This window comes from Deltaproteobacteria bacterium, assembly GCA_035063765.1.
GTDB lineage: Bacteria > Myxococcota_A > UBA9160 > UBA9160 > PR03 > CAADGG01.
In genome coordinates this window covers 96,184-110,802 of record JAPSFT010000015.1, presented here as the reverse complement: position 1 = coordinate 110,802, position 14,619 = coordinate 96,184, and the positions used below count along the sequence as shown (strand labels likewise).

General features: G+C 74.1%; 13 protein-coding genes, 1 tRNA gene and 1 pseudogene. 11 read left to right on the top strand and 4 right to left on the bottom strand.

Features of this window, described 5'->3' with window-relative positions:
• Nucleotides 1–44: 44 nt before the first annotated feature.
• Entirely contained in the window at nucleotides 45–1,082 is a 1,038-nt protein-coding gene (locus tag OZ948_12960) for a 2-oxoacid:ferredoxin oxidoreductase subunit beta (protein MEB2345638.1), read from the bottom strand.
• A gap of 5 nt (nucleotides 1,083–1,087) precedes the next feature.
• A complete protein-coding gene (locus OZ948_12955) occupies nucleotides 1,088–2,944 on the bottom strand; it encodes a 2-oxoacid:acceptor oxidoreductase subunit alpha (GenBank protein MEB2345637.1) in 1,857 nt (618 codons plus the stop codon).
• A 178-nt stretch (nucleotides 2,945–3,122) separates the two neighbouring features.
• Here OZ948_12955 and OZ948_12950 point away from each other — a divergent pair, with 178 nt between their 5' ends.
• The 10 genes from OZ948_12950 (at nucleotide 3,123) to OZ948_12905 (ending at nucleotide 13,296) form a co-directional block, all read left to right on the top strand.
• The gene (locus OZ948_12950) at nucleotides 3,123–3,998 is read left to right on the top strand and encodes a hypothetical protein (GenBank protein MEB2345636.1); all 876 of its coding nucleotides are present in this window, start codon (nucleotides 3,123–3,125) and stop codon (nucleotides 3,996–3,998) included.
• Between the two features lie 27 nt (nucleotides 3,999–4,025).
• Nucleotides 4,026–4,880, top strand: coding sequence for a tetratricopeptide repeat protein (locus OZ948_12945; protein ID MEB2345635.1), 855 nt, complete (start codon nucleotides 4,026–4,028; stop codon nucleotides 4,878–4,880).
• The gene (locus tag OZ948_12940) at nucleotides 4,877–5,494 is read left to right on the top strand and encodes a helix-turn-helix domain-containing protein (protein ID MEB2345634.1); all 618 of its coding nucleotides are present in this window, start codon (nucleotides 4,877–4,879) and stop codon (nucleotides 5,492–5,494) included. Before OZ948_12945 ends, OZ948_12940 begins: the two co-directional genes overlap by 4 nt.
• The gene (gene recO, locus OZ948_12935) at nucleotides 5,495–6,301 is read left to right on the top strand and encodes a DNA repair protein RecO (GenBank protein ID MEB2345633.1); all 807 of its coding nucleotides are present in this window, start codon (nucleotides 5,495–5,497) and stop codon (nucleotides 6,299–6,301) included.
• An 84-nt stretch (nucleotides 6,302–6,385) separates the two neighbouring features.
• Nucleotides 6,386–7,717: a glycine--tRNA ligase gene (locus tag OZ948_12930; protein ID MEB2345632.1), complete on the top strand. Its 1,332-nt coding sequence runs from the start codon at nucleotides 6,386–6,388 to the stop codon at nucleotides 7,715–7,717.
• On the top strand, nucleotides 7,714–10,440 hold the full coding sequence (ppdK, locus tag OZ948_12925) for a pyruvate, phosphate dikinase (GenBank protein MEB2345631.1): 2,727 nt from the start codon (nucleotides 7,714–7,716) through the stop codon (nucleotides 10,438–10,440). The genes OZ948_12930 and ppdK overlap by 4 nt, the downstream gene beginning before the upstream one ends.
• Complete coding sequence (locus OZ948_12920) at nucleotides 10,437–11,069, top strand: hypothetical protein (GenBank protein MEB2345630.1); 633 nt, start codon at nucleotides 10,437–10,439, stop codon at nucleotides 11,067–11,069. The genes ppdK and OZ948_12920 overlap by 4 nt, the downstream gene beginning before the upstream one ends.
• Before the next feature lie 351 nt (nucleotides 11,070–11,420).
• A complete protein-coding gene (locus OZ948_12915) occupies nucleotides 11,421–12,032 on the top strand; it encodes an RNA polymerase sigma factor (protein MEB2345629.1) in 612 nt (203 codons plus the stop codon).
• 323 nt (nucleotides 12,033–12,355) lie between these two features.
• Complete coding sequence (locus tag OZ948_12910; GenBank protein MEB2345628.1) at nucleotides 12,356–12,649, top strand: hypothetical protein; 294 nt, start codon at nucleotides 12,356–12,358, stop codon at nucleotides 12,647–12,649.
• Nucleotides 12,583–13,296: a phosphotransferase gene (locus OZ948_12905; GenBank protein MEB2345627.1), complete on the top strand. Its 714-nt coding sequence runs from the start codon at nucleotides 12,583–12,585 to the stop codon at nucleotides 13,294–13,296. Before OZ948_12910 ends, OZ948_12905 begins: the two co-directional genes overlap by 67 nt.
• Here the strand turns inward: OZ948_12905 and OZ948_12900 are convergent.
• Nucleotides 13,293–13,928 carry a 3'-5' exonuclease gene (locus OZ948_12900; protein ID MEB2345626.1) on the bottom strand — a complete coding sequence of 212 codons (636 nt, stop codon included), beginning with the start codon at nucleotides 13,926–13,928 and terminating at the stop codon, nucleotides 13,293–13,295. The genes OZ948_12905 and OZ948_12900 overlap by 4 nt on opposite strands.
• Before the next feature lie 6 nt (nucleotides 13,929–13,934).
• Nucleotides 13,935–14,010 (bottom strand) — tRNA-Glu (locus OZ948_12895).
• A 329-nt stretch (nucleotides 14,011–14,339) separates the two neighbouring features.
• On the opposite strand from OZ948_12895, the pseudogene OZ948_12890 reads away from it, so the two are divergent.
• Nucleotides 14,340–14,441: pseudogene (locus tag OZ948_12890) on the top strand (prepilin-type N-terminal cleavage/methylation domain-containing protein).
• Nucleotides 14,442–14,619: the final 178 nt, after the last annotated feature.

The window sequence follows — 14,619 nt, the reverse complement described above, 5'->3', positions numbered from 1 at the left end:
CCCCCCGCGGGGTTCTCGCCTTTCCCCCCGGGTCTGTCCCCGGGCTACTCGACCGTCCAGGTATCCCCGGAATGGAGCAGGGCGCGCAGGTCGCCGGGGCCGCGTTGCTGGCGGGCGGTGGCGACCTGCTCCTCGAGCAGGCGGTCGTAGCTCGGGCGCTCGACGGCGCGCAGGACCCCGGTCGGGGTCGGGAAGTCGGGCGGCGTGAGGCTCGCGAGCGAGAAGGCGTAGGCCGGGCGCTCGACGCGCTCGTCGTGGACGGTCACGCCGGCCGCGACCGGGTCGGCGTCGTCGGCGAGCTCGACGACGTGCGGCACGCCGTGCTCGATGCGGATCCCGCGCCGGCGGCCCTTCGCGCCGAAGACCAGGGGCTTGCCGTGCTCGAGCGGGAGCCCCGCGTCCGCGCGCGTGCGCCGGTCCTCGAGCGCCTGCCACTCGCCGTCGTTGAAGACGGGGCAGTTCTGGAGGATCTCGATGAAGGCCGTGCCGCGGTGCGCGTAGGCCCGCCGCAGCACCTCCTGGAGCCCCACGGCGTCCACGTCGATGACGCGGGCGACGAAGGTGGCGCCGGCGCCGAGCGCGAAGCCGATCGGGTCCACCGGGTGGTCGATCACGCCCATCGGGATCGACTTGTTCTTCATCCCGAGCCGCGAGGTCGGCGAGAACTGGCCCTTGGTGAGGCCGTAGATCCGGTTGTTGAAGAGCATGATCTGGAGGTCCACGTTGCGCCGGATCGCGTGCAGGAGGTGGTTGCCGCCGATCGAGAGCCCGTCGCCGTCCCCCGTCACCACCCACACCGACAGCTCCGGCCGCGCCAGCTTGATCCCGGTGGCGAAGGCCGGCGCACGGCCGTGGATCGTGTGGAAGCCGTAGGTGTTCATGTAGTAGGGGAAGCGGCTCGAGCAGCCGATCCCGGACACGAAGACGAAGTTCTCGCGCGGGATCCCGAACTCGGGGAGCACGCGCTGGATGTTCGCGAGCACCGAGTAGTCCCCGCAGCCGGGACACCAGCGCACCTCCTGGTCCGACTCGAAGTCCTTGCGGGTGAGGGCGGCGGGCGCCCCGGCGACCGGCTCGGCCACGGCGATCAGGCCTCCAGCGCGCGGTCGATGGCCGCGCGCAGCTCCGACACGTGGAAGGGCTGCCCCTGCACCTTCGAGTAGCTCTGCGCCGGTACGAGGTAGCGGTCGCGCAGGATCCGTACGAGCTGGCCCGCGTTGAGCTCCGGCACGAGCACGCGCTCGAAGCGCGCCAGCACGGCGCCGAGATCGCGCGGCAGGGGGTTGAGCTGCCGCAGGTGCAGGTGCGCGACCTCGCGGCCCGCGGCGCGCGCCTCGTCGACCGCGGTCGCGATCGCGCCGTGGGTCCCGCCCCAGCCCACCACCAGGAGCCGGCCCGAGCCGGCGCCGCGGGGCTCGAGCGGCGGGAACTCGGCCGCGATCCGCTCGACCTTCTCGTGGCGCAGGTCCGTCATGCGCTGGTGGTTGGCGGGCAGGTACGAGACGTTGCCGCTCACGTCCTGCTTCTCGATCCCGCCGATCCGGTGCTCGAGGCCCGGCGTGCCGGGGATCGCCCAGGGACGCGCGAGCGTGTCGGGAACGCGCCGGTAGGGGGAGAAGTCTTCGCGCTCGCTGTGGTACACGACCGGCGTGCGCGGCAGGGTCTCGAGCGCCGGGATCTTCCACGGCTCGGCGCTGTTGGCGAGGTATCCGTCCGACAGCACCACCACCGGCGTCATGTACTTCACCGCGATCCGGAACGCCTCGATCATCACCGAGAAGCACTCGCCGGGCGTCGCCGGGGCCAGCACCGGCACGGGGCTGTCGGAGCTGCGCCCGTGGATCGTCATCAGCAGGTCGGCCTGCTCGGTCTTGGTCGGCATGCCGGTCGAGGGCCCGGCGCGCTGCACGTCGACGGCGACGATCGGCAGCTCCGTCATCACCGCGAGGTTCAGCGCCTCCTGCTTCAGGAGGAACCCCGGGCCGCTCGTCACGGTGAGCGCGAGCTGGCCCGCGAAGGCGGCGCCGATCGCCGCGGCGGCGGCCGCGATCTCGTCCTCGGCCTGGAAGGTCCGGATCCCGAAGTGCCGGTGCTTGGCGAGCTCGTGCAGCACGTCCGAGGCCGGCGTGATCGGGTAGGCGCCGACGAAGAGCGGCCGCTCCATCTGGACGCTCGCCGCCACCGCCCCCCAAGCCAGCGCGGTGTTGCCGGTGATGTTGCGGTAGAGGCCCGGCTCGATCTTGGCGGGTGGGACCTCGAACGACACCGGGAACAGCTCGCTGGTCTCCCCGAAGTGGATGCCCGCCATCAGCACCCGCCGGTTGGCCTCGGCGATCTCGCCGCTGAAGCGGCTCGCGATCCAGCGCAGGGTGGACTCCAGGGGCCGGCCGTAGAGCCAGTACATGAGGCCCAGCGCGAAGAAGTTCTTCGAGCGTGCGCCCTCGCGCTGGGAGAGGTTCAGGTCGGCGAGCGCCTCGAAGGTGAGCCGGGTCAGCGGGATCTCGACCAGGCGGAAGCGCTCGCGCGCGTCGGGAAGGGGGTCGTCCTGGTAGCCGGCGCGCTCCAGGCTCTTGTCGCTGAAGGCGTCGGAGTTGATGATCACCATCCCGCCCGGCCGCACGTCGCCGAGGTTCGCCTTGAGGGCGGCCGGGTTCATCGCGACCAGCACGTCGGGCTGGTCGGCCGGGGTGCGCACGTCGGTCGAGGAGAAGTGGATCTGGAAGCCGGAGACGCCTGCCAGGGTTCCTGCTGGCGCGCGGATCTCTGCTGGGAAGTCGGGCAGGGTCGAGAGGTCGTTGCCCGCGAGCGCGGTGGACTCGGTGAACTTCGTGCCCGTGAGCTGCATGCCGTCGCCCGAGTCGCCGGCGAAACGGATCGCCACGCGGTCGATGCGCTGGTGCGGCTTCGGGGCCCGGGCGGCCGGCGGGGCCTGGGCGGTAGGCAAGAGCGGAATCCTCCAGGGCGCAGCCAGTGTATCGACCGCGGGAGGTAGCGAAAGGGCCCCGCCGTCCCCCGGGCGGATTCCGGGCCCCGCTGAATCCCGCCGTCCGGCGCGAGCTTCGCGCGCCGCTTGCGCCCTGGCGAGCCTCAAGCGCCGCTTCCCGCGCGCCGATAGGCCCGGCATGTTCAGCCCGCGCAAACGCCCGCTCCTGCTGGTCGCCGACCGGCTCCTGGCGCTGCGCCTGTCGCTGAACACGCCGGTCGTGGCGACCCCGGACCTGCCGGCCGGGCCCGCCCGCGGCGCCATCGCGGTCCACAGCGAGGCGGGGCGCACCTGCTTCACGGTCGCGGTGCGCTCGCTGCGCAACGGCGCGTCCGTGCTCTACGAGCTCGAGGGCGAGGACCTCGCGGGCGCCAGCGGGATCGCGGTCGCCCTCGACGCGGCGCTCTCGTTCGGCGAGAGCATGGGCTTCCTCTTCGACGACGAGCTCGTGACCGCCCGCAGCGAGGCCGTGCTCCGGGACGCTCTCGCGCGCCTGCGCGAGATCGTCGCGCCGCCGGAGCCGGACGTCGGCGAGACGACGCCCGCGCTCGAGCTCGCGTCGTCCGAGGAGATCCTGCTCGAGGAGGCGCTCGAGCAGGAGCCGTCCGTCGCTCCCGCCGCACCGAGGGTCAAGGCGGGGCGGCGCGCGAAGAGCCGCGAGCCGGTGCGGCCCGCTCCGCAGCGGGAGCCGGACCCGATCGCCGCCCCGGCGCCGCCGGTCGCGTCGCCGCCGATCCCGGCCGTGCCCGCCGCACCCCCTGTGGCCTTCGAGGCCTCGCGACTCACGAAGTTCCGCTACCTCGCCGCGTCCGGCGAGGAGCCGCCCGAGAAGACGGCTCCGCCCGCCGCCCGCCCGCCGGCGCGGGCCGAGCGCGACGGAGCGCCCCAGGCGGGCCAGAGCGCCCGCTCGACGACGGGTGGCGCGATGCTCGGCCGGGTCAAGCCCGTCCGGCTGCGTGCGCCCGACGCGCCTTCGCCCGTGCCGGCGCTGCTCCGGCTCCTGGCCGGCTTCTGACCCCAGCCTCGCGAGGGAGACCCGACGATGTCCACCCGAACCCCGACGCTTCGCCTGCTCGCGGCCGGCGTCCTCAGCGCGGCGCTCGGCGCCGGCTCGCTCGGCTGCGCCAGCTCGCAGGCCGCGACCTCGGCCTCGCGCGGCGCACGCCCGGGTTCCGAGCGCGCGAGCGAGTCGGCGGCCCCGGGACCCACCGACGCCCAGCGCCGGGCCCGGGTGCACTACGAGCTCGCGATCGACCGCATGCGCTCGGACCGCAATCCCGAGGCGATCGGCGAGCTGCTCCAGGCGGTCCGCCTCGATCCCGCGGACGCCAACATCCGGCTCGCACTCGCCGAGGCCTACCGGCGCAGCGGGCGGGTGGTCGAGACGGAGCAGCACCTGCAGGCAGCGCTCTCCATCGACCCGGCCTTCCAGGCCGCACACCTGAACCTCTCGGGCCTCTACATCCAGCTCGAGCGCTACGAGGACGCGATCGTCCACGCGCAGCACCTGGTGGACGACCCGACCTTTCCGAGCCCCTGGCAGGCGCTCACGAACCTCGGCTGGGCGGAGTACAAGCTCGGCCGGCTCGACGCGGCTGCCCAGCACCTGCGCCTCGCCATCGACTACCGTGACAGCTACTGGCCCGCGCGGCTGAACCTCGGCATCCTGGCAGCCGACCGCGGCGATCGCGACCAGGCCGTCGAGCACTTCGAACGCGTGCTCACGGAGGAGCCGGGCGTGATGGCCGAGGCCGAGGCGCGCTACCGGCTCGCCGAGCTGTACGTGTCGATGGGCGACAAGCGCCGCGCCATTGCGCAGCTCAACAAGGCGAGCGACCTGCGCCCGAGCGGACCGTGGAGCAAGCGAAGCGCGGAGTACCTGCAGACCCTGCAGTGACCGGCCGGCACGCCGGCGCCGACCGGAGCGGCGCCGGCGCGGTCGGCGCCGAGCGGATCGGGGCGTACCTGGCCCGCCAGCGCGAGCTGAGGGGCCTCTCGCCCGAAGAGCTCGCCGGCCAGATGCGGATCCCGCTGCGCTCGCTCCAGCGCCTCGAGGCCGGCGCCTTCGACCACGACCCGGACGGCTTCGCGCGCGGCTTCGTGCGCACGGTGGCGACGGCGCTCGGGCTGCCGCCCGACGAGACGATCGCGCGCATGCTGCCCGAGGCGGCCGGTCCCGACGACGCCGCCGCGGCCGGCGCGCTCACCCGGCTCGCGCGCGCGGTGGGCCTCGCCGTCGCGCTCGGCGCGCTCGGCGCGTCGAGCTGGATGTGGCTCACGAGCGGCCCGAGCCGGACCCTGGCCCCGACCTTCCGGGCGCGCGAGGACGGCCTCGTCGTCCGCCGTGACGCGGTCCGCGCGCTGGCCGAGGAGCAGGGCCTCCTCGGCGGCAGCACCGGCGCCGACGCGGGCACCCTTGCGCCGCTCCCGCCCGCGCCCGCCGCGGGCGTCCCCGCCCCCGGTGCCGAGGCGGCCGCCGGGGCGGCTCCGGGCGCCGTGCCCGGCTCCTGAGTGGCGCGGCTCGACACCGAGGCCCTGGTGCTGCGGGTCGTCGACTTCGGCGAGTCCGACCGCATCGCGCACCTGCTGACGCCCGGGACCTCGCGCCTCACGGTGATCGCGAAGGGCGCCCGGCGCAGCCGCCGGCGCTTCCCGGGTGTCCTCGACCTGCTCTGTCACGTCGCGGTGCAGGTCGAGCGGCGCCGGCCGCAGGGGATGGCGCGCCTCGAGCAGGCACGGCTCCTCGACCCCGGCGCCGCGCTGCGCGCCGATCCGGCGCGCTTCGCGCTCGCCTGCTACGTCGCCGAGCTGGTCGATCGGCTCGCGCCCGAGGGCGCCGGCGGGGCCGAGGCGCGTCATCTCTTCGAGGCGGCGCTCGGGGCCCTGCAAGCGATCGCCGCCGGCCGCCCCGACGCGCGGCTGCGCGTGCTGCTCGAGGTCCGGCTCCTGCGCGCGCTCGGGCTCGCACCCGAGCTCGGCCGCTGCGTGCGCTGCGCCCGCGCGCTCGCGCCCGGCGCCCCGGTGCTCTTCCACGTCGCCGAGGGCGGCGCGCTCTGCGCGGCCTGTGCGCGGGCCGGCGACGCCGCCGTCCCGGTCGGGCTCGGCACCCTGCGCGCGCTCGAGCAGAGCCTGCGGCTCGGGCTCCCCGAGCTCTCGCGGCTCGGCCTCTCGGGCGCGGCCCTCGCCGAGGCGCGCGGGCTCCTCGCCCGCTTCCTGCGCTTCCACGTCGGGCTCGAGCTGCGCAGCGAGCCGGTCCTCGACCGGCTGCTTCCACGGCCTCCTGGCGCGGGATCGGCCCCGGTCGCCCGCGCGCCTTGACACCCCGCGACCCCGGTGGGAATACTCGCGCGCCCTCGCCCCGGACGCGCGCGGGGGCCGGTCTGCGCGGAGGGGAGCGCCCGCATGTCCCAGGATCCCAGGCCGGCGCGCATGGACGACGTCGTCTCGCTGTGCGCGCGGCGCGGGTTCATCTGGCAGTCGAGCGAGATCTACGGCGGGATCAACGGCTTCTGGGACTACGGGCCGCTCGGGGTCGAGCTCAAGAACAACCTGAAGGCGCTCTGGTGGCGGCGCGTGGTGCGCGAGCGCGAGGACGTCGAGGGCCTCGACTCCTCGATCATCGCCCACCCCCGGACCTGGGAGGCCTCCGGCCACGTCGAGCACTTCAGCGACCCGCTCGTCGACTGCCGGGCCTGCAAGAAGCGCATGCGCGCCGACCAGCTCGACGACGCCGGCCCCTGCCCGGCGCGCCAGGGCAGCAGCGAGCACGACTGGACCCCGGCGCGCCACTTCAACCTGATGCTCAAGACCTTCGTCGGGGCCCAGGAGGACCAGGCCGCCACCGCCTTCCTGCGCGCCGAGACCTGCCAGTCGATCTTCCTCGACTTCAAGCGCGTGCGGGAGAGCGCGCGCCAGCGGATCCCCTTCGGGATCGCCCAGATCGGCAAGGCCTTCCGCAACGAGATCAACCCCCGCAACTTCACCTTCCGCTCGCGCGAGTTCGAGCAGGGCGAGCTCGAGTTCTTCGTCCACCCGGGCGAGCGCGAGCGCTGGTTCGCGCACTGGCTCGAGCAGCGCCTGGCCTTCCACCGCGAGCTCGGCTTCGGCGACGACGTGCTCCGCGTGCGCCCGCACCGCCCCGACGAGCTCGCCCACTACGCGAAGGCCGCCGCCGACCTCGAGTTCCTCTTCCCCTTCGGCTGGCAGGAGATCGAGGGCGTCCACGACCGCGGCGAGTGGGACCTCGCGCGCCACAGCGAGTTCTCGGGCAAGGACCTCTCGGTCACCGACGAGGAGACCAAGGAGCGCTACCGGCCGATGGTGATCGAGACCTCGGTCGGCATCGACCGCACCTGCCTGGCGCTGCTCTGCAACGGCTACGCCGAGGAGGCGCTCGAGGACGGCGAGACCCGCATCGTGCTGCGCCTGCCCCCGGCGCTGGCGCCCGTGCAGGCGGCCGTCCTCCCGCTCTCGAAGAAGCTCGCCGAGCCGGCCCGGGCGCTGGCCGCGACGCTGCGCCGCCGCCTCGCGGTCTTCTACGACGAGGCCGGCAACATCGGCCGGCGCTACCGGCGCCAGGACGAGGTGGGGACTCCTTTCTGCGTCACCTACGACTTCGACTCGGAGGCGGACGGGAAGGTGACGGTCCGCGAGCGGGACTCGATGGCGCAGGAGCGGGTCCCCGTCGAGGGGTTGCTGTCCCATCTGCGGGACCGGCTGGAGGGCGGGCTTTGAGCGCGCGCAAGGCGGGGGGCGCGCGCAAGCGCGTCTACGGGTTCGGGAACGGTCGGGCCGACGGGCGCGCCGGCATGAAGGAGCTGCTCGGCGGCAAGGGCGCGAACCTCGCCGAGATGACCCGGATCGGGCTGCCGGTTCCGCCCGGCTTCACGATCTCGACCGAGGTGTGCGCGGAGTTCCAGGCCGCGGGCCGGCTGCCGAAGGCCGTGCTCCCCGAGGTGGCGAAGGCGCTGGCGCGGGTCGAGCGCGGGATGGGCATGCGTTTCGGCGACCGCGAGCGCCCGCTGCTCGTCTCGGTGCGCTCGGGCGCGCGCGTGTCGATGCCCGGCATGATGGACACGGTCCTGAACCTCGGCCTCAACCTCGAGACCGTGGAGGGGCTCGCGCGCCTCGCCGACGCGCGCTTCGCCTGGGACAGCTACCGGCGCTTCGTCCAGATGTACGGCGACGTCGTCCTCGAGGTCCCCCGCGAGCACTTCGAGCACCGGCTCGAGGCGGCCAAGGCACGGCGCGGGGTGGCGCTCGACACGGAGCTCGGCGCCGACGACTGGCGCGCGCTCGTGCGCGAGTACCTGGGGATCGTCGAGGAGCACAGCGGGCGCCCCTTCCCGCAGGACCCGCGCGAGCAGCTCGAGGGCGCGATCGCGGCGGTGTTCCGCTCCTGGGAGACCCCGCGCGCGGTGACCTACCGGCGGCTCAACGGGATCCCCGAGCAGTGGGGCACGGCCGTCAACGTGCAGGCGATGGTCTTCGGCAACATGGGCGACGACTGCGCCACCGGCGTGGCCTTCACCCGCGACCCCTCGACGGGCGCGAACGTCTTCTACGGCGAGTACCTGAAGAACGCCCAGGGCGAGGACGTGGTGGCGGGCATCCGCACGCCGCAGCCGCTCAACAAGGAGAGCCGCAGCCCCGGGCAGGCGCACCTGCCGACGCTCGAGGAGGAGCTGCCGCGCGCGTACAAGGAGCTGCTGCGGATCCGCAGGACCCTCGAGTCCCACTATCGCGAGATGGAGGACATCGAGTTCACGATCCAGAGCGGCACGCTCTGGATGCTCCAGACCCGCACCGGCAAGCGCACCGCGCGCGCGGCCGTGAAGATCGCCGTCGAGATGGCGCGCGAGCGGCTGATCTCGCGCGAGGAGGCGCTCGCGCGGGTGGACGCGGGCTCGCTCGAGCAGCTCCTGCACCCGACGCTCGACCCCGAGGCCGTGAAGCGCGTGATCGCCAAGGGCCTGCCGGCCTCGCCCGGCGCCGCCTGCGGCAAGGTGGTGTTCTCCGCCGACGAGGCCGAGGCGAAGGCGAAGGCCGGCGAGCGGGTGGTGCTGGTGCGGATCGAGACCTCGCCCGAGGACATCCACGGCATGCACGCGGCGGAGGGGATCCTGACCGCGCGCGGCGGCATGACCTCGCACGCCGCGGTGGTGGCGCGCGGGATGGGCAAGTGCTGCGTCGCGGGCTGCGGGTCGCTCCAGATCTCCTACGAGCGGGGCGAGTTCCGGGTCGACGACGCGGTGGTGCGGGCCGGCGACGAGATCACGATCGACGGCTCGACGGGTGAGGTGATCCTCGGCCCGGTGCCGACCGTGACGCCCCAGCTCGGGGCGGAGTTCACCGAGCTGATGCGCTGGGCGGACGCGGCGCGCCGCCTGTCCGTGCGCACCAACGCCGACACGCCCCACGACGCCAAGGTGGCGCGCGACTTCGGCGCCGAGGGCATCGGCCTGTGCCGCACCGAGCACATGTTCTTCGAGGAGGAGCGGATCCTCGCCGTGCGCGAGATGATCCTCGCCACCGACGAGGCCCAGCGCGCCCGCGCGCTCGCCAAGCTCCTGCCCATGCAGCGCGGCGACTTCGCCGGGATCTTCCGCGCGATGGAGGGGCTGCCGGTCACGATCCGGCTGCTCGACCCGCCGCTCCACGAGTTCCTCCCGCACGAGGAGGCGGGTATCCGCGAGGTGGCCGAGGCGCTCGGCGACGACGTGGCGGCGGTGCGGGCGCGCATCGAGGAGCGCCGCGAGTTCAACCCGATGCTCGGCCACCGCGGCTGCCGGCTCGGCATCACCTTCCCCGAGATCTACCGCATGCAGGTCCGCGCGATCGCCGAGGCGGCCTGCCAGGTGGCGGAGTCGGGCGTGAAGGTGCGGCCCGAGGTGATGGTCCCGCTCGTGTCCTACGTGGGCGAGCTGGCGCGCCTGCGCAAGCTCGCCGAGGAGGAGATCGCGCGCGTGCTCGGCGAGCACAAGGGCACGCGCGTGCGGATCACGATCGGCACCATGATCGAGGTGCCGCGCGCCTGCCTCGTCGCGGAGGAGATCGCGCACCACGCGGACTTCTTCTCGTTCGGCACCAACGACCTGACCCAGATGGGCTCGGCCCTCTCGCGCGACGACGCCGGCAAGTTCCTGCCCGACTACCTCGAGCGCGGGATCCTCGGGGACGACCCCTTCGTGTCGATCGACGAGGAGGGGATCGGCGCGCTGATCCGGATCGGGGTCGAAGGCGGGCGCCGGGCCCGGCGGGACCTGAAGGTCGGGATCTGCGGCGAGCACGGCGGCGACCCGAAGAGCGTGCGCTTCTGCGACGCGGCGGGGCTCGACTACGTCTCCTGCTCGCCGTTCCGGGTGCCGGTGGCGCGGCTCGCGGCGGCGCAGGCCGCGATCGCCGCGCGGGGGAGCCGGAAGCCACGCGCGAAGGCGAAGGGCAGGGGGCGGCGGTGAGGGCGGGGCGGTTCCTCGGCCCTCGGGCCGCCGCGCCGGCCCTCGCGCCGGCCCTCGTCCTTGCCCTCGGGCTCGCGGCGGGTGGCTGCTCGCGGCCGGGCTGGCTGCGGGCGCCCGATCTCGACATGCCGAAGCTGCCCGACGTGGACCTCCCGAGCCTGGACCTCCCGCGCTTCGGCTCGGACGAGGCCCCGGAGGCGGCGCCCGCAGCCGATTCCGGGGTCGAGGTGCTCGAGGCCTCACCCGAGCTCGAGTTCCACCAGCGCGCCTCCCGGTTCTACGAGCGCCTCGCGGGCCGGCGCTTCAACAGCCTCGCCACCTACCGCGACCCCACGCTGCGCGAGTTCTTCGAGACCCCCGAGAGCTTCTCCGACTACTTCGCGGACCTGGCCCAGGACCTCGCCGAGGCGAACTTCGAGCGCAACCAGCCGCTCGCGGCCGAGGTCGAGGAGTTCGCCGTGGACGCCCCCGGGCGCGCGCGCGTGCGGGTCTGGATCGGCGGCGAGAACGGACTGCCCCTGCGCTTCTGGAGCACCCGCCTCGAGCGGGAGGACCGCTGGGAGCGGCGGGGCGGGCGCTGGTGGATCGTCCCGGGCGCCGGTGAGCCGAAGGTCACCCGAGAGGAGTGACGCGGCGTTCCCAGAAAGGGAAGCGCGGTTCACTCGCGATCAAACGGCTTTCCACCCGGGAAAGTTTGCGCTTGCAATCGAATTACAAAGCTGTCACGTAAGCTTGCAGGCGCCTGTTGCCCGTCGGGCAGGGTCCTGGCACGGGCGTTGCTCAACGACCCTCCGGGACGACGAGTCCCCCCTTTTCCGAGAGACCTCGACGTCGGGTCGCCAGCTCCGCCTGGGCCCGGCCTGGGAGTGTGGGATCACGTGCGAAACAGCAGCCCCCCGAAGGTTCGGACGGTCCGGCGCGCCCGCGCGCCGGCGAGCGCCGCGCATCCGGCGACTTCTCCGCCGGCCGGCAGCCCCCCCTTGCTCCACCTGGTCGGCGACGGGGAGCAAGCACCGCCCCGGCCGGCCGGCGCCTCCGCGCGCGACCGCCTCCTCGTCGCTCGCATCCTCGAAGGCAGCCGGGAGCACTTCGACGAGCTCTACGAGTCCTACTTCCGGCGCGTCTACCGCTTCGCCCTGAAGCGCCTCGGCGACCCGGCCGAGGCCGAGGACGTGACCCAGGAGGTCTTCGAGACGATCTTCCGGGTGCTCCCGAGCTACCGGGGCGACTCGAGCCTGCTCGTCTGGATCTTCGGGATCACCCGCAACAAGGTGAACCGCCGCTTCCGGCGCGCCCGCCCGCGCCTCGAATCGCTCGACGAGGTGGGGCCCGAGGGCTTCGCCTCCGAGGCGGCCCCGACCGACACGGCGGTGGACGCCCGGCGCATGCTCGACCGCTGCGACGAGATCGTGAGCCAGCGCCTGACCCCCCTCCAGCGCCGGATCTTCCACCTGAAGCACCTGCGCCGGCAGCCGATCCGCTCGATCGCCGAGGCGCTCGGGAAGTCCGAGGACGCCGTGAAGGCGAACCTCTACCGGATGCGGCGGGTGCTGGCGGAGGGCGCCCCGGGCCTCGACGGCTTCCTGTCCTAGCCGCCCGCCGGCTCCCGGCCGATCCCGACGGCCCCGGCGGGACCGCGCCTGACGCGGTCCCGCCGGGGCCGGAGCATTTCCGGCGTGTGCCACCCGCTTCGCGCGGCGTCCACCTAGGGTGTGTGAATCGGCTTTCCCGGGGCTGGTGACCGCTCCGGCGGATCCGCTCGGCTCGAGCCCTGCTCGGGTCGGCCCGGATCGAGCTGGTTCCTGGCTCCGGATCGTGGCCCGACCTGGGAAATCGGGGACGCGCGTCGAGGAATTCGCGTGTCTGGACCCATCGTTATCGTGTACTTTGCCGATCAGCCCTCGTGGAGGAGCCGGTGAAGCCGGAAACCAGCCGGGGAACCCGCAAGCCGCTGCCGCGGCGCAAGCGCGGCCAGCGTCCCGAGCGTCCCGAGGCCGGCGGTCTCCCGGGGGAACGCGGCCGAACACCTTCGGGCGGGGTGGATCCGGCCTTCGACCCGGTCGAGTTCGCCGAGTTCCTGGAGGCCGACGAGGGGCCCCTGCCGATCGACCCGGCCTTCCGCGAGCGGCTGCGCGAGCAGCTCTGGCAGATGGTCCGCGAGCGCGCGGCCGAACGGCGCGCGAAGCCGCGCCCGCGCCGGCCCCACTGAGCGGCGCGGCGATCCCGGCCCCGCCGCCCGCACCCGGCGCGTCGAACCCGGCTCTGCTCGCACCCGGTGCGTCCCTCGACCGCCAGGCGCTCGCCCGCGACACGCTCGAGCTCCTCCAGCGCGGCGCCGGCCGCAAGCCCGACGTCCTGCTCGTGCGCGGCCCCGAGCGGCCCTTCGTCGTGAAGGACTTCGCGGGGCGCGCGCCGTGGCTGCGCGCGACGCTCGGGCGCTGGCTCGTCGGGCGCGAGCTGCGCGCCTATCGCGCGCTCGCGGGACACCCCGCCGTGCCGCGCCTGCTCGGCCGGCTCGACGCCTACGCCTTCGCGCTCGAGTACCGGCCCGGGCGCCGGCTCTCGCGCCAGCGCGCGGCGGAGCTGCCGCCCGACTTCCTGCCGCGCCTCGCGCACGCCGTGGCCGAGATGCACGCGCGCGGCGTCGTCCACCTCGACCTGCGCCACCGCAGCAACGTGCTCGCCGACGCCGCGGGCGCACCGGTCCTGATCGACTTCGCCTCGGCGCTCTGCCTGCGGCCGGGGCGCTGGCCCGACCGGCTGCTCCTCGGCTGGCTCGCGGCCCTCGACCGGCGCGCCCTCGCGAAGTGGCGGGCGAAGCTCGCGCCGGGCCGGAGCGCGGGCGCGGGCGCCTAGGATCCGGAGGGCGGGGGCGGCGGCGCGAGGGGCGGCAGCTCGGGCGGCGGGCGGAGCGCGAGCCGCCCGAGGTAGTGGCGGAAGGTGTCGAGCGTGAGCCGCGTGTCGGCGGCCGCCCGGTGCGGGACCGCGCCCTCGACGAGCCCGGCCGTCGTCGCCGCCTGGCGCAGCGAGAGCGCGCTCACCGTCTCGCCCGCCACCAGCGACCAGGCGTAGAAGAGCGTGGCCAGGTCGATCACGTGGTAGTCGAAGGGCCAGGCGAGGCCGCACGCGCGGTAGGCCTTCTCGAGGAAGAGCACGTCCATGCGCACGTTCTGCCCGGCCGGCACCACCTTGCGGCCCTTCGGCAGCAGCTCCGCCAGCTCCGTCAACACCGTGCGCACCGGCTGCGCCTCGGCCGCCCAGACCGCCGCGTCGTAGCCCGACATCTCGGCCGCCTCGGCGCTGATCCGCTCGGGCCGCGCCACCACCTTCCACTCCCGGCTCGTGAGCTCCGCGAGCCGGTAGTCGGTCACGATCACCGCGACCTCGGTGATGTCGTGCCGCTCCGGGTCGAGCCCCCCGAACTCGCAGTCGAGGAACGCGAAGGCGAACTCGTTGGCGGACGCTCCGGGGCCCGGCGGCGGCGGCAAGGGGGATGGTGCTCCCAACGGGAATCGAACCCGTGTTTTGGCCTTGAGAGGGCCACGTCCTGGACCGCTAGACGATGGGAGCGGGCCTCGGGCCGGCGGAACCTAACCAGCCGGCCCGAGGGGTGTCAACCACGCGCCACCGGTGACGATCTCCGTCTCCTCCCGACGCCGGGATTCGTCACTTTGCCGCGCCTCTCGCCCGGCGCGCCGCGCAGGGGGCGGCGCGCCCCACCCGCGATTTCCTCCGCTCGGCGCTCAGGTCCACGGCCCTTCCTGCCGATCCCTGCAGGTGCAGATCGCGAGGTGGCACGGGGGTTGCTCGGAGGACCCGTCGGAATCGGGGATCGGGCGTCCGGCGAGCAAGGTGCTCGAGCGGCGGCGTCCTTCACCGAAGGAACGAAGAGAGACACCATGAAGAGTCTGCGAGACCGCCGCGGCGGCTTCACGCTGATCGAGCTCATGATCGTGGTCGCGATCATCGGCATCCTCGCCGCGATCGCCATTCCGAACTTCCTGCGCTTCCAGCTCCGTGCCCGCTCGAGCGAGGGCAAGACCAACCTGGCCGCGATCCGCACGGCCGAGGAGGGCTACTTCGCCGAGTTCAACACCTACATCGCAGCAGCGCCCGCACCGGCAGCGCTGGTCCCGGCGAACAAGCAGACCTGGCCGACGCCGGCGCCCGGCTGCCCGA